This window comes from Amycolatopsis kentuckyensis, from assembly GCF_002155975.1.
Classification (GTDB): domain Bacteria; phylum Actinomycetota; class Actinomycetes; order Mycobacteriales; family Pseudonocardiaceae; genus Amycolatopsis; species Amycolatopsis kentuckyensis.
The window spans coordinates 27,203-41,658 of record NZ_MUMI01000001.1; the positions used below are offsets into that span (position 1 = coordinate 27,203).

At 72.7% G+C, this 14,456-nt stretch carries 11 protein-coding genes; 6 read left to right on the forward strand and 5 right to left on the reverse strand.

What is annotated here, in order from left to right; translation table 11 throughout:
• Nucleotides 1-110 precede the first annotated feature (110 nt).
• Together CCN39_RS00105 and CCN39_RS00110 are read left to right on the forward strand one after the other, a co-directional pair.
• The gene (locus CCN39_RS00105) at nt 111-1,340 is read left to right on the forward strand and encodes a S53 family peptidase (protein WP_086837752.1); all 1,230 of its coding nucleotides are present in this window, start codon (nt 111-113) and stop codon (nt 1,338-1,340) included.
• Nucleotides 1,341-1,436: 96 nt separating this feature from the next.
• The gene (locus tag CCN39_RS00110) at nt 1,437-2,060 is read left to right on the forward strand and encodes a hypothetical protein (RefSeq protein WP_086837753.1); all 624 of its coding nucleotides are present in this window, start codon (nt 1,437-1,439) and stop codon (nt 2,058-2,060) included.
• Here the strand turns inward: CCN39_RS00110 and CCN39_RS00115 are convergent.
• The 3 genes from CCN39_RS00115 to CCN39_RS00125 form a co-directional block, all read right to left on the reverse strand.
• On the reverse strand, nt 2,049-4,853 hold the full coding sequence (locus CCN39_RS00115; RefSeq protein WP_086837754.1) for an alpha-L-fucosidase: 2,805 nt from the start codon (nt 4,851-4,853) through the stop codon (nt 2,049-2,051). The two genes, CCN39_RS00110 and CCN39_RS00115, sit on opposite strands and share 12 nt — an antisense overlap.
• A gap of 151 nt (nt 4,854-5,004) precedes the next feature.
• Nucleotides 5,005-5,796, reverse strand: coding sequence for an SDR family oxidoreductase (locus CCN39_RS00120; RefSeq protein WP_143263856.1), 792 nt, complete (start codon nt 5,794-5,796; stop codon nt 5,005-5,007).
• Nucleotides 5,793-6,185 carry a carboxymuconolactone decarboxylase family protein gene (locus tag CCN39_RS00125; RefSeq protein ID WP_086837756.1) on the reverse strand — a complete coding sequence of 131 codons (393 nt, stop codon included), beginning with the start codon at nt 6,183-6,185 and terminating at the stop codon, nt 5,793-5,795. The genes CCN39_RS00120 and CCN39_RS00125 overlap by 4 nt, the downstream gene beginning before the upstream one ends.
• A gap of 140 nt (nt 6,186-6,325) precedes the next feature.
• Between CCN39_RS00125 and sigJ the strand changes: the two genes are divergently transcribed.
• Nucleotides 6,326-7,207 carry an RNA polymerase sigma factor SigJ gene (sigJ, locus tag CCN39_RS00130; RefSeq protein ID WP_086837757.1) on the forward strand — a complete coding sequence of 294 codons (882 nt, stop codon included), beginning with the start codon at nt 6,326-6,328 and terminating at the stop codon, nt 7,205-7,207.
• Here sigJ and CCN39_RS00135 read toward each other — a convergent pair.
• A complete protein-coding gene (locus tag CCN39_RS00135; protein ID WP_086837774.1) occupies nt 7,176-10,283 on the reverse strand; it encodes a SpvB/TcaC N-terminal domain-containing protein in 3,108 nt (1,035 codons plus the stop codon). The two genes, sigJ and CCN39_RS00135, sit on opposite strands and share 32 nt — an antisense overlap.
• A 199-nt stretch (nt 10,284-10,482) precedes the next feature.
• Here CCN39_RS00135 and CCN39_RS00140 point away from each other — a divergent pair, with 199 nt between their 5' ends.
• From CCN39_RS00140 to CCN39_RS00150, 3 genes are read left to right on the forward strand one after another with little or no spacing between them, the layout of a single operon-like run.
• Nucleotides 10,483-12,111: a S8 family serine peptidase gene (locus CCN39_RS00140; protein WP_086837758.1), complete on the forward strand. Its 1,629-nt coding sequence runs from the start codon at nt 10,483-10,485 to the stop codon at nt 12,109-12,111.
• Nucleotides 12,108-12,683 carry a sigma-70 family RNA polymerase sigma factor gene (locus CCN39_RS00145; protein ID WP_086837759.1) on the forward strand — a complete coding sequence of 192 codons (576 nt, stop codon included), beginning with the start codon at nt 12,108-12,110 and terminating at the stop codon, nt 12,681-12,683. The genes CCN39_RS00140 and CCN39_RS00145 overlap by 4 nt, the downstream gene beginning before the upstream one ends.
• Nucleotides 12,680-13,165: a hypothetical protein gene (locus CCN39_RS00150; RefSeq protein WP_086837760.1), complete on the forward strand. Its 486-nt coding sequence runs from the start codon at nt 12,680-12,682 to the stop codon at nt 13,163-13,165. The genes CCN39_RS00145 and CCN39_RS00150 overlap by 4 nt, the downstream gene beginning before the upstream one ends.
• On the opposite strand, the gene CCN39_RS51460 is transcribed toward CCN39_RS00150, so the two are convergent.
• Entirely contained in the window at nt 13,077-14,414 is a 1,338-nt protein-coding gene (locus CCN39_RS51460) for a hypothetical protein (protein WP_244210545.1), read from the reverse strand. The two genes, CCN39_RS00150 and CCN39_RS51460, sit on opposite strands and share 89 nt — an antisense overlap.
• Nucleotides 14,415-14,456 lie beyond the last annotated feature (42 nt).

The window sequence follows — 14,456 nt, forward strand, 5'->3', positions numbered from 1 at the left end:
ACGAGGTGGGCGAATGACTGAACCGAGAAACATCCGCTTGCCGGGTGACCTCGAACGGGTGACATGCGACGATCCGCTGCCACACCTCGTCCTCTACCGAGGAGTAGGCCATGGCGCCCCCACGGTTGTTCCGGTCCCTCGTCGTCCTCTCCCTGATCGCGGCCCCGCTCACGGTGGCCACCTCGACCGCCGAAGCCGCCCCGCTGCAGAGCGGCGGCGTGGTCGACTTCGGCTGTGCCACCTCCGGCAAGTTCCACTGCCTCGGCAAGGCGGTCCGGTCGCCGAAGGGCGCCGGCCCGCTGCTGAACACGACCCCGGTCGGCTACGGCCCGGCCGAGATCCAGGCCGCGTACCACCTCGGCGGGCTGCACGCCGACGGCCGCACGGTGGCCATTGTGGACGCTCAGGACGCCCCGACCGCCGAGGCCGACCTGGCGAAGTTCCGCGCCGCACGGGGACTTCCCCCGTGCACGACGGCCAACGGCTGCTTCAAGAAGGTCAACCAGAACGGCGCGGCGAGCCCGCTGCCCGCACCCGACTACGGCTGGGCGATGGAGATCAGCCTCGACCTCGACGCGGTGTCGGCGACCTGCCCGGACTGCCGCATCCTGCTGGTGGAGGCCGACTCCCCGGACACGGACCCGCTGATGACGGCGGTCGACACGGCCGCGGCGACGCCGGGCGTGGTGGCGATCTCCAACAGCTACGGCGGCACCGAGGACTCGACGATCCTCGCCGCGGACGCGCACCTGAACCACCCGGGCATCGCGGTCACGGCCTCCTCGGGCGACTCCGGCTACGGCGTCAGCTGGCCGGCCTCCTCGCCGTACGTCACGGCGGTGGGCGGCACGACGCTGAAGAAGGCGGCGACCACCACCCGCGGCTGGACCGAAACGACGTGGAAGGGCAGCGGCAGCGGGTGTTCGGCGCTGGAGGCGAAACCGGCCTGGCAGCACGACACCGGCTGTGCGAAGAGGACGGTCGCGGACGTCTCGGCGGTCGCGGACCCGGCCACCGGGCTCGGGGTGTACGACACGTACAACAGCTGCGGCAGCTCGTCGTGGTGCGACGTCCTGCTGTCCCTGGGGCTCGCGCAGGGCGCGGACGGCTGGGTCCAGGTCGGCGGCACGAGCCTGTCGTCCCCGGTGATCGCGAGCGTGTACGCGCTGGCGGGCAACTCGGTGACGTCGGGCTCGTACCCGTACGCGCACACCGGCGGGCTCTACGACGTGACGTCGGGCTCGAACGGCAGCTGCGGTGGCACGTACCTCTGCACGGCGGGCGCCGGGTACGACGGGCCGACCGGGCTGGGCACGCCGGACGGGACGTCCGGGTTCTGAGTGCTCGTTCACCGCGTCCCGGCCGGCGGTTCCCCGGTCGGGTGACGTTCGGGCAGCGCGTTTTCGCCGGTCAGCCCGCGGGGTAAGGATGTCTGCATGCTGGACACCGAAGTCCTGTCGCGGACGGCTCCGCGGGCGCTCGACGTCGTCACCCCGCTCGGGGACGTGCGGTTCGCCGTCCACGTCGGCGGCTGGGACGTGCCCGCGAGACCGGAGCTGACCTGGGGCCTCGAGTCCGGGGCCCGGCTCTGCCGGTGGCGGCACCAGTCCGTGCGGCTGGACGTACTGTGCGGGCCCACCGCGTCCGGGCTGCCCGGCGTCACCCGCGAGACCACCATCCTGCGGGTGCTGGCGCGCGAGGACGTCAGCGCCTTCGTCGTCCGAGCCGAGCTGGCCGGTGCCCCGCACGAGGACCGGACCTGGGAAAGCGCCTTCACCGCCGAGACCGCCGATGCCGTGGTGAGCGTCGGCGGGCCCGGGGCCGATCTGCTGCGGCGGTGTTCGCGGGCCGGGCAGCACGTGCCGCCGTACTGGTCGCGGCTGGTCGGCGGGGACGCCGTCGAGCGGACCGGCGGCCGGCTCGTCTGGCGGCTGCCCCGGATCGACCGCGGCGACTACGCCGAGCTGTGGGTGTCCGTCGCGTGGAGTGCGCCGGGCGGGGACCCGGGCCGCGCCGTCGACATCGACGCGGCCCGGGTGCTGCGGGAGCTAACCCAGTGAAATCCGGTCCAGATCCGGAGCCCCGGCGCGGTCGTTGCCGATCCGGATCGTATTGGCGCCCGCGGTCAGCGGCACCGGCACCGAAGTGGTGTACGGGGTGTTGTTCCCGGCGCCGCTGACCTTCACCTCCGTCGGCGCGCCGCCGTTCACCGACACGAAGTACGACCGGTCGCCGTTGACGGTGAAGTCCAGGTACAAGGTGTACTGGCCCGCCGCGGGCACGGTCACGCCCGGGAACGTCACCGCCGCGCCCGGCCCGATGTTGCGCACCTTCTGCCCGCCCGAGCACGCCGAGCAGCCGGTGACGCCGGCGTCGCCGATGTCGTTCGCCGAGTCCTCCGCTTCCCGCATGAACACCCGGTCCGCGGGCCGCGGTTTCACCTGCACCGGCTTGCTGACCGACTTCGCGCGCCCGAGCGTCCGGAAGGTCGCCGTCACCGGGATGCTCACGTCCTGGGCCGCCGGGGCGGTCACCGTCCACGAGCCGCTCAGCACCTGGCCGAGCGTCAGCGCGGACGCCGTCGCCGGGTCGCCCGTGACCGTCCAGCCCGGCGGGACCACCGGCGCCAGCGACACCTGGTCGATCGGGTCGTCGACGTCCAGCCGCAGCGACGCGGTGATCCGGATCGCCTGCTGGCCGGGCGAAACCCATTGAACGCCGGCGGGTTGCACGGTCAACGTCGTCTTCGGCGTGTACGACTCGGGTGGCATCGGCGCCACCGCGATCCGGTCGAGGTCCGCCGTCCCGGAGACCTTGATCGTGTTGGCGCCGGCGTTCAGCGGCACCGGGATCGCCGCCGGTGCGGTGACCGAGATCGGCGCCGCGCCGTTGACGCGCACCGAAAGCGTGCCCGGCCCGGTGGTGTCCAGCTGCAGCCGGGACGGGCCCGTGGCCTGGACGTTCCGGAAGACGACGGCGCCGCGGTCGAGGCCGGTCACCGCGTTCGTGCCCGAGCACGCCTCGCACCACACCGGCGTCGCCTTGCCCTCGAAGCCGTTGCGCCACGACTCCGCTTCCAGGGGCACCTCGCCGCGCGGGTCGGGGTAGCCGTAGGCGACGTCGATCTCGTCGAGGGCGAGCTGCCGGTAGAACGGCTTGGCCTGCGGCCCGGACCACGTGTTCAGCACCTCGAGCTTCAGGTACCGCGCGTGCACCTCGCCGACGTCGATGAACTGGACACCGCGGTTGCTGGGCAGGGCGCCGGTGCGCACCGTGCGCCAGGTCGTCCCGTCGTCACTGGCGTGGACGCGGTAGTCCTTGATCCGCGCGGAATCCTCGGCGCGGCCGAAGGATTCGCGGGCGTACGTCGGCGACGACTCGCGCTCGTGCACCGCGAGGTAGGCCGTCAACCGCTTCCGGCCCAGGTCCAGCGTCACGGACACGGGGAGCTGACCGCCCGCGTCCCAGTAGTTCAGGTAGCTGCCGTCGACGAGGTTCGCCGCCGATGCCGCGTTCGAAGACGCGGTCGCCTTGATCGTGGACTTGTCGTAGAAGTACTGCTGTCCGGCAGTGTCCACTTCGAACACGGTGTCGTAGGCGTCCCAGTTCTGGATGTCCAGGATGGACAGGTAGCCACCGGACTGGGCGAACCGCAGCGGCTTCCCGGTGCGCAGGTCGGACACGCCGGTGACGCGGTAGCCGTTGTCCCGCAAGCGGACCAGGTCGGTCGACGGTCGCGTGACGACGTGCACGTACTGCGTCCGCGCCCCGGGCTTGACGGTGATCACGCCGTGCGCGCCGTCGTTCCAGAAGCCGGGCTGCATCCCGCCGTACATGTACCCGCCGCCCTCGGTGCCTTCGAGCGACTCGCGGATCGGCTGCGTCCAGGACGCCATGAAGTTGTTGAACGCCTCCTGCTGCGGCGGGAACTTGCCGTTCAGCATGGCGGTTTCGGCCATCAGCGACTTGATCGACGAGCCCGCGTTCGTGATGTAGCGGCCGGTGGAGAGCCGGAAGTCGACGGCCTGGTCGCCGCCGCTGTACCACCAGTCGCCGTTGGTCGGCAGCTTGTAGTCGGCCTCGGTGAGGCGCGGCATCGGCGTGTAGACCGCCTGTGGGTAGTCGTAGGACGGCGTCATGCCGGTCTTCTGCTCGTTGCTGACCGTGTCCATGATCGGCGTGTCTTCGTTGTTGTTGCTCAGCAGCCAGGAGGGGCGCTTCTCGCGGATGTGCTCGTAGAGCCCGTGCTGCTCCCAGTACTCGTTGTCGTTGTCGATCCAGAACCCGGCGAGGTTGTCGTACCGGTCCATGACCTCGTCGAACAGGTCGTAGGAGAACTCGCCGAAGCCGGGGCGGGTCGTCAGGTCGACCGGGTGGCCCTTGTACGCCGAGTAGGCGGCCGAGTCGAGGGACTCGTGCCCGGTTTCGTTGTGCCACTGGGGATCGTCGGTCATGTAGAGCATGACGCGGACACCCTTGGCCTGGCCCGCGGCGATGAGCTCGCCGAGGAAGTCGCGCTGCGTCGAGCAGCTGCCGGGGACCTTCGACGGCCACGGCCGCGCGTACCCCAGCCGGCTGTGGAAGGTGGTGAGGACGACGTAGGACGCGCCCAGCTTCGTGGCCTCGTCGATCCAGTAGCCCGGCGTCCAGCCACCACCGGTGACGTCGCGTTCCCAGGCGGCGCAGTCGGTGTGCCGCGGCGCGGTGAACATGCCCCAGTGCAGGAACAGCCCGGCGGTCGAGGCCCGCAGCCAGTCCTGACGCGGGTGGTGGAGTTCGGCGTTCGCGGGACTGACCAGGCTCGCCACCAGCGCGACGGCGGCGGCGAGGCAGGCAAGCAGTCGGATTCTCAAAGGACCTCCTCGTCCGGAGAGATCCGATGATTAGTTCCTCATATATCGTACGTCAAGGGAAGATGCCGCTCATCGGTACACAGTCGTCTGATCTGTCGTGGAGGGCGGTCGCGGAGCCCGGCAGCACGCCGATGGTGCCGGGCTCTCCGCATCACGCCGTCGTGGCGATCCCGCCGTCGACGGGGACGACGGTGCCCGTCAGGTAAGCGCCCGCCCGGCTGGCGAGGAACACGGCGACACCCGCCATGTCGTCGTCGCGGCCGATGCGGCGCAGGGGAGCCGCCGCCGCGATCGCCTCGCCCAGCTCGTCGAGGGTGGCCGCCATCATCGCCGAGGGGAACGGTCCCGGCGCCACCGCGTTCACCGCGATGTGCTGCGGGCCCAGTTCCTTGGCGAGCACCCGGGTGAGCTGGTGCAGCGCGGCCTTGCTGCTGGAGTACGAGTAGTTGGGCCGCTGGGGGATGTGGATGGCGGCGATGCTGCCGATGTTGATGATCCGCGCGGGATCGTCGGCGGTCCCGGCGGCGCGAAGGGCCGGCAGCAGCGCCTGAACCAGCCAAAACGGCGACTTCAGGTTGAGGTCGATGACCGTGTCCCAGGCCGCGTCCGGGAACGTCGCCAACGGCTCGTCCCACATCGCGCCGGCGTTGTTGACGAGGATGTCGAGACCCCCGCCGTCGGCCGTGACGAGGTGAGCGAGGCGCTCGCACTCTTCGTGCCGGGACAGGTCGGCGGGGATCGCCCGGACGTCGCCGTATGCGGACAGCTGTTCCTGCGCCCGGGCGCAGGCTTCCGCGTTGCGTGAGCTGATGACCAGGCGGGCGCCCGCCTGGAGGAGCCCGCGCGCGATCATCATCCCGATGCCCCTGGTGCCACCGGTGACGAGGCCGCGCTTGCCACTCAGGTCGAAAAGCTCTGTGTGCGTCGCCAATGGGTTGCTCACGCGGTCACCGGCAGCAATCCGCGCTCGCCGAACACCTTCTTGGCGGTGAAGGTCGCGTTCAGCGCCTTCGGGAATCCACAGTAGACAGCGGAGTGCAGGAGCGCCTCGACGATCTCCGCCGGCGTGAGGCCGACGTTGAGCGACGCGTTGACGTGGACTTCCAGCTGCGGCTCGCAGCCGCCGAGGGCGGTGAGCATGCCGAGGGTGACCAGCTGCCGGTCGCGCGGCGCCAGCCCCGGCCGCGAGTAGATCTCCCCGAACCCCCAGGAGACGACGGCCTCGCCCAGCGCGGGGGCGACGTCGGCGAGCGCGTCGATCACCCGCTGCCCACTCTCGCCGTCGATCTCGGTCAGGGTCTTCAAGCCACGCTCGAAGCGCTCGTCGGTCATGTCGGGTTCCTTTTCCCTGGCGATCTTGTCCCGGACGACGCTAGGTGCTGGAGCGCGCTCCAGGTCAAACGTGCCGTCCTGTCACAAATCCGCGGCCGCGTTCGTCAAGGTGGTGATCGCACCCGCGAAAGGACGAACCCGTGAACGAGGACCTCCTGGCCCGCAGCTTCGAAGGCCACCGCGACCACCTCCGGTCCGTCGCCTACCGGATGCTGGGTTCGCTGACCGAGGCCGAGGACGCCGTCCAGGAAACGTGGCTGAAGCTGAGCCGCAGCGACGCGGCCGCCGTCGAGAACCTCGCCGGGTGGCTCACCACCGTCGTCGGGCGGGTCTGCCTCGACATGCTGCGCTCGCGGAAGGCCCGGCGCGAGGAGCCGTGGGACACCCTGGTGCCCGATCCGATCGTCAGCCGGGAGGACGACGGTCCCGAACACGAGGCGCTGCTGGCCGACTCGGTCGGCCTCGCGCTGCTGGTCGTGCTCGACACGCTCACCCCGGCCGAGCGGCTCGCCTTCGTGCTGCGGGACATGTTCGCGATGCCGTTCGAGGAGATCGCCCCGGTCGTCGGCCGGTCCGAGGCGGCGACCCGGCAGCTCGCGAGCCGGGCCCGGCGGCGGGTTCAGGGTGCCCCGGTCGCGCCGGACCCGGACCTCGCCCGCCAGCGCGAAGTCGTCGACGCCTTCCTGGCGGCCGCCCGCGGCGGGGACTTCGACGCGCTGGTCTCGGTCCTCGACTCCGACGTCGTGCTGCGGGCCGACCACGGCGCGGGCCGGGGCGGCTCGACCGAGGTCCGCGGCGCGGCGGCGGTCGCCAACCAGGCGCTGACGTTCTCCCGCCTCAACGCCGGTGGCGGCGTCGTGCACCGCGCGCTGGTCAACGGCGCGGCGGGCGTCGTCGCGACGCGCGACGGGCGGCCGTCCTCGGTGCTGGGCTTCACGGTCGCGGGTGGCCGGATCGTCGAGATCGACATCCTCGCCGACCCGGACCGCCTCAGCCGGCTGGACCTGGCCGTACTGGACTGAGCACGCTGACGTCGTCGACGATGGCGCCGGTTTCGTCCGTCACCAGGACGATTTCGCCGGCGTCGTCGAAGTGCAGGTAGCGGGTGCGGCCGTCCGCGTACCGCCGCACCGCGTCCGCCACCACGACCACCAGCTCGCCGTCTTCGAGGGCGTAGTGGTCGTCCGGGGACAGGATTTCGTGGATCCGCGAACCGTGGGTGATCAGGGTGCGGACGCGGCGGCCGGTGTGGTCGTAGCTGTACAGCGCGTTGACACCGTCGTCGCCGTGCACCCCGCGCAGCCGGCCGAACGCGTCCCGGATTTCGCTGCCGGACAGCGTCGCCGATGCCGGGCCGGGCTCGATGTCGCGCACCAGCCCACCCGGGCCGGTGACCACGTGCCGTCCGTCGGCCCAGTGCTCGCTGACGCCGTTCGCGTAGTGCACCGCGGTGCGGCGGCCGCCCAGGTCGTGGTCGACGGCGTCGACGAAGCCCGGCACGCTCACCAGCCGCCCGACCTCGTCGTACTGGTGCTGCACGGTCAGCCGCCCGTCGCCGGCGTCGGGGTAGGCCACCTCCGACACCCGCCCGTCGGCCCGGCGGGTCAAGTCGAGCCGGTACTCGACGGCCACGTGCGCCGGGCGCCAGCGCTTCTCGGCCGGCCGGCCGAGCGCGTCGTAGCCGAACTGGGTCACCCCGCATTCGTCGGTGACGCGCACCAGCCGCCCGCAGCTGTGCGGTCCCGCGCCCAGCGGCACCGCGAGTCCGCCGTCGTGGTGGGTGAACGTGGTGACCGGCGTGCCGCGCGGGTCGTCGACCAGCACCGCGACCACCCGGCCGGCCGCGTCCCGGACCCGGAACACCGTGTGCCCGCCCGCGGTCCGCGACTCGACCACGTTCCCGGCCGCGTCCCGGACGTGCACGACGCCGTCCGCGCCGCGCAGCTCCCGCCCGAGCAGATCGGGCACGCCGCGTTCGGGGTGCTGGTCTTCGCGGAGCGGAAGCGGGCGGCCGAGTGCGTCGTACCGGAATTCCTCCGGAGCGGGCAACGGGTCGCCGTCCCGGAACACCCGGCTCGTCCGGCAGACCAGGCCGCGCGCGCAGTACTCGTGGTGCTCGTCGACGACGTCGCCGAGCAGTTCCGCGTGCCGCCGCTGCAGCAGCCGACCGGCGCCGTCGCGCAGCTCCGCGGTCACCAGCACCTCCGCCTCGCCCGACACCGCCCGCTGCTCGGTGGTGACGCGGGTGCCGTCGTAGCGGTACCGGACGGTCGGCAGGTCCGCCGAGTCGCCCGGCCGCACGACCGTTTCGGGCCGCCCCAGCGGGTCGTGGGTCAGCGTGGTCACCGCGCCCGCCGGATCGGTCACCTCGCACACCAGCGCCGTGCGGACGTCGTGGCGGGTGACCGTCACGTTCCCCACCGGGTCCGTGGTCACCTCGGGGAAGCAGCGGTCGGCCGAATACCGGACCTCCCGGGTGTGGCCGAGCGGGTCGGTCGTCGTGGTGCGCAGCCCGGAAACGGTGTCCAGCCGCCCGTGGAACGTCGTGACCCACCAGCCTTCCTCGCCGGGACGGCGGTGGTAGCCGTGGTGGCGCAGGTCGGGTGGGCGCGAGCCGTAGACGTCGGCGACGAGCGCGTCGGTGAGCACCAGCTCCTCCCGCGCGGTGAGGAGGCCGTGCGAACCGGCGAAGCCGTCGGGCTCTTCGTCGTAGCGGAAGATCTTGTCGGACCGCACCTTCCCGGTGCCGTCCACCTCGCGGACCCGCGCCGGGAGCGCGGTGAACCGGTGTTCGGGATCGGTGACGTACTTCGTCCGGGTCTCGCGCACGACCGGCTCGTGCCCGGGCCGTTCGGTCGTCTCCACCTCCCGGGTCGGGTTCCCGGCCGAGTCGAAGGCCGTCTCCTTGGTGGTGACCGACACCGGCGTCTCCCGGCGTTCGAACTCCGTCGTCACCGCCCGAGTCCACTGTGGACGCCGGAGGTGCTCGACGCGGCGGTACGGCCGGTCCGCCGCCGGGGAGCCGTCGAGGCCGTAGGTCTCCTCCTTGTCCAGCAGGCCTTCGCCGCCGAACCAGCGGACGGTCCGCAGGGTGGGCGCGTACTCGTCGCCGAGGTCGTCCTGGACGACGCGGCCGAAGCCGGGGGCCCGGCTGTCGTGGTACTCGAACTCGGTCACGCCCACGTGGCCGGTGACCGACTCGCGCAGCGAGACCCGCCGGACCACCGGCACCGAGGCGACGGTCGCGTACTCGATCGCGGTCCGCAGCCCCAGCCCGTTGTCGATCTCGCACAGCCGTCCGGTGCGGGGCGGGTCTTCGAAGGAGTGGTACGGCACGGCGTCGAGCACGGACACCCCGCCGCCGGACCGCGCCCGCGCGGTCAGCTGGACCCGCCGCGGTGGCGGGGCCTCCAAGGACGCGTAGGCCAGCCGCAGGAGCGGAGCGGCGGTTTCGGTGCCGTGCGTGTCGAAGCCGGTGAGCGCCACCGACGTCAGCAGGGACGCGCCGGTGACGTCGTCGGCGTCGTAGCCGAGGGTCCACCGCCGCACCAGCGGCCGCGTCGAGGCGGGGACCCGCAGGTCGATCCGCGCACACCGCAGGGCCGTCGTGACGAGGGTGCCGCCGCGGCCCCGGCGCAGCACGTCCGGCCGCGGTTCGTAGCTGAACTCCACTTCGTACGGGCCGTAGGAGACGCGCGTGAGGTAGGCCTGGCCGCTGTGGTGCGCCCAGCCGAACGTCGCGGCGGTGCCGAACGCGTCCTCAGTCCGGTCGAGGTACCAGGTGGCGCCGTCGCCCGGGCCGAGGAAGTGCCGCAGGCCCGATCGGGTGGTGAGCAGGAAGCCGTCGCCGCGGCGGGCGAGCCGGCCCGCCGCACCGGACGGCGCGTGGTCGTCCGCCGGGCCGACGTGCGGCAGGGGGACGGTGAACCCGCCGCCGAACGGGCCGTTCGCCGCGCCGGTCGTGTACCGCAGGGCGAGCGCGGGCGCGCTGCCGCCGGGACCGGGCGGCAGGTCGAGCGGCACCGTGAAGCAGCCGCCGCCGGTCGCCGGTTCCGGTGTGAAGGCGGCTTCGTGCGTGCTCGACCGGAGCACAACCATGGTCATCTCCCCGCATGGATCCGTGACGTGTGGAGGGCCAAGTGGGTGAGCCGGGGGCGCCAGATACGTCGTCACCCGTTTGCCGTTGCCGTTATGCATTCGTGATGTCGGTGTCGTATCCCAGTGGCGGCCCACGGGTCTTTCCCGGGTGCCGTTGGTGATCAGTGGCGGGGGCAGAGGCAGCAGGAGGGTGGACCCGATGGTCGTCAGGTTCGTGCGCGACGAGACCGCGGAAGCAGCGACGGAAGACGCAAGGACGCTCAACGAACTCCCGGCCCCGCCGAGGCAGGTGCTGGACCGGCACGGCGCCCGCGTGCTCGACCCGGCGACGGCCGTCGTCGCGGCCGGGCAGCCGGCCCCGCGCACCACCGTGTACCGGCCGGGCGTGTTCCTGCTGCCCCAGCGGTACCTGCGCGACCAGGAAACGCTGTCGGCGATCAACCGCGTGCTCGCCCGCATCGGTCTCTACGCCGCCCCGGCCGACCGCGGCGGTGACGCCGAGGAGCTCGCCCGCGTCCGGCAGCTCGACGACGTGCCCGTCCGCGCCCTGCTGCACGTGCGCGACGACGTCGACCCGGTCGTCGTCGACTGCTGGAAAGCGCTTCAGTTGCTGCGGTCCGCCGCCTCGGGCGAGCGGCCGGAACTGGATCCGGACGTCGTCCGGGAGATGTCCGTCGAGCACCTGCTGTTCACCACACCGGTGTTCGGCGGGGTGCCGTGGGAGACCAGCGGCCTCGGCGGCACCCCGTGGGAGACCAGCGGGTTCGGCGCGGGCAGCTCGTACGGGCGCACCCACGGCGCCAACCGGATCCCGGTGACGCTGGCCGCCGCCCCGCCCTACCGCAGCCAGAAGCCCGCCCACCGGCGGCCGGTGATCGCCGTCCTCGACACCGGCATCGGCCCGCACCCGTGGTTCGGGCTGGCCGACCGGAGCGGGCCGCCGCCCGCCGGCTCGGGGCTCGCCGTCGCCCCGGACATCCAGGCCGCGATCCTGCAGGCGGAACTCGGCGCCGGCACCGTGCCCACCCAGCTGCTCCACGACTACTGGGACGCGCCGACGACCGGCCAGCCGCTGATCGGCGACATCGACACCGACACCGGGCACGGCCTGTTCATCGCCGGCATCGTCCGGCAGGCCTGCCCCGAAGCCGACACCCTCGCCCTCCGCGTGGTGCACAGCGACGGCGTCGCGTACGAAGCCGACGTGCTGCTCGCGCTGCACCTGCTCGCCGACCGCGTCCGGAACGCGCAGGCGAACAACCGCCCGCAGGACATGGTGGACATCGTCTCGATCTCGATGGGCTACTACGTCGAAGACCCGGCGGACGTCGCCTTCACCGGCCAGTTCGGCTCGGTGATCGCGGAACTGCTGGGCCTCGGCGTGCTCGTCGTCGCGGCCGCGGGCAACGACGCCACCACGCGCCGGTTCTACCCGGCGGCCTTCTCCGACCAGCCGCTCGGCAGCGGCTGCGGCCCGCAGGTGATCAGCGTCGGGGCGCTCAACCCCGACGTCGCCACGAGCAAGGCGCTGTTCTCCAACGAAGGCCCGTGGGTGCACTGCTGGGCGACCGGCGCCGGCGTCGTCAGCACGTACCCGACCGACGTCCGCGGCACCGCGGCCGCCGACCACCAGGTGCCGGGCTTCGGCCGCAACTCCTTCGACCCCGACGACTACAGCGCCGGCTTCGCGGTCTGGGACGGGACGTCGTTCGCCGCGCCGCTCGCCGCCGCCGAGCTCGGCAAGGCCCTGCTGCAGTCCGGGGACCTCGCCACGGTCGACCGGGAGACCGTCGTCAAGCGCGCCTGGACCGCGCTGGGCGCGCTGTGAACGTGGCCAAGACCGACCACGCTCGGGTGGCGACCCTGTTCGACGCCGCGCGGGAGGGCGACCGCGCGGCGCTGGACGAGCTGGTTTCGCTGCTCACGCCGTTGCTCTGGCAGGTGGCGCGCGACCAGGGACTGGACGTCGATCAGGCGGCCGACGTCGTGCAGACGACGTGGCTGCGGCTGCTCGGTTCGTTCGCGGAGATCCGCTCGCCGGTCGCGCTGACCGGCTGGCTGATCACCGTCACCAAGCGGGAGGCCTGGCGCACGGGGGAAAAGCGCCAGATCGAGCGGCCGCTGCCGGAGCTTCCGGAGCGGCTGACCGAAGCTTCGCCGGCACCCGAGGAGGGGGTGCTGCGCGAGGACCAGCGCGTGCGCTTGTGGCGCGCGGTGGACAACCTGCCCGAACGCTGCCGCAGCCTGCTGCGGATCGTGGCGTTCGTGCACCGGCCGGACTACGCCGAAGTCGGCGCCCGGCTGGGTATGCCGAGGGGGAGTATCGGCCCGACCAGGGGACGCTGCCTCGCGCGCCTGCGTGAGCAGCTACTCGCCAACGGCGAAGGAGATTGGCTGTGACGACCGTCGAACCACCAGGCGCGAACGAGCCCTTGGACGAGCTCGACTTCCGGCTGCTGGCCGGCGTGCGCGAGCTGTGGGAAGACGCCGACCCGATGCCGGTCACGCTGATCGAGCAGATCCGGTTCGCGATCCAGCTGGAGGACGTCGACCTGGAAGTGATGCGCATCCGGGAACAGGAGGCTTCCGCGGGTGCGCGCAGTGCCGCCGAACAGGGCAGGCTCATCACGTTCGACAGCGAAAGCCTGACGATCATGGTGAACGTGAGCCCGGAAGCAGGCGGCACGATCCGCCTGGACGGCTGGTTGACGCCCCCGGCCGAGCACCCGATCGAGGTCCGCACGAGCTCGGGCCCGCTGACGACGACGTCGGACGCGGAGGGCCGGTTCGCGGTCAGCGGGGTGCCGCACGGGATGGTCCAGGTGCTGGTGCGGACCGTGGGCCGGTCGAGGACGGTGAGCACTCCGGCGATCGAGCTCTGATTTCGAAGCTGCCTGATACCTCTGACTCGGAGGTACGATCCGGGGCGTCCTTCCCCGGCCGAAAGGGCAGCCCGTGGTCGCGTCGCCGAGGGTCGAAGACCGGGTCCGCGACCTGCACCGGCGGGCGGTCGCCGCGACCAACAACGGCCAGCCGGTGGTCGGCGGCCGGCTGATCCGGTCCGCCGCGCGGCTGCTCGGCCTGCCCGCCACCGAGCCGCCGAACGGGTGGCCGGCCTGGCCTGACCTCGCCACGCGCGTGCTCGGCACCTACGCGGCCGTCGAAACGGCGCTCGGCAACAGCGCCCGCGGGCTCGCCCTGCTCGACGAGGCCGACGTCCTCGTGTCCGACGCCGGGCGCGGGATCCTGCGCCAGCAACGGGGTCTCGTGCTGATCCTGATCGGCCGGATGGACGAAGCCCTCACCTGCTTCGACGAGGCCATCCCGCTGCTGCGGCAGGCCGGCGAGTTCGTCGTGCTCGCCAGGACGCTGCTCAACCGCGCGATGCTGCACCAGTACGCCGGGCGCGTCCGGCTCGCGCTCGCCGACCTCGACCAGTGCGAGCAGATCGGCGCCGGCCATCCGGAAGAAGACGGCCTGGCCCGGATCTTCGCCAAAGCCGCGCACGGCCGCGGCCAGGCGCGGGTGCTCACCGGCGACATCCCGGGCGCGCTGCGCGACTTCGACGCGGCGAGCGGGTTCTACGCCGCGCAGAGCGTCGGGATGCTGCCGGTGCTGGCCGTCGACAAGGCGCGGGCGCTGCTGGCCGCCGGGCTGCCGCACGAAGCCGCCGCCGAGCTGGACGCGGCACTCGTGCAGTTCCCGCGGCTGCGGATGAACCAGGAACACGCCGAGGCCGAGCTGACCAGGGCGCTGGCGGCGCTGGCGAGCGGCGATCCGGCGTGCGCGCGGAGCTGGGCCGGGCGGGCCGAACGCCGGTTTCGCCGCCGCGGCAACGAAACCTGGGCGGCGGTGGCGCACCTGACCGTGCTGCGCGCGGACTTCGCGGCCGGACGGCGGATCGCCCGCGTCGCCGCCGAGGCGACCGCGCTGGCGGACCGCCTCACCGGGCTGGGCCTGCGCAACGACGCCGAAATCGCGGCGCTGCTGGCGGCCCGCGCCCGGATCGCGCTCGGCGACCTCGACGGCGCCCGCGCCGGGATCGCCCCCCGGGACCGCCGGACCGCGCCGCTGGAAAACCGCCTGGTCCGGCGGCTCGCGCTGGCCGAACTCGGGGCCGCGAGCGGGCACCGGCGCGTCACCTTCGCGAACGCGCGGGCCGGGCTGACCCAG

Coding starts and splice junctions, on each gene's coding strand:
- CCN39_RS00105 (WP_086837752.1), top strand. CDS start 111: ATGGCGCCCCCACGGTTGTTCCGGTCCCTCGTCGTCCTCTCCCTGATC.
- CCN39_RS00110 (WP_086837753.1), top strand. CDS start 1,437: ATGCTGGACACCGAAGTCCTGTCGCGGACGGCTCCGCGGGCGCTCGAC.
- CCN39_RS00125 (WP_086837756.1), bottom strand. CDS start 6,185: ATGACCGACGAGCGCTTCGAGCGTGGCTTGAAGACCCTGACCGAGATC.
- CCN39_RS00135 (WP_086837774.1), bottom strand. CDS start 10,283: ATGGTTGTGCTCCGGTCGAGCACGCACGAAGCCGCCTTCACACCGGAA.
- CCN39_RS00140 (WP_086837758.1), top strand. CDS start 10,483: ATGGTCGTCAGGTTCGTGCGCGACGAGACCGCGGAAGCAGCGACGGAA.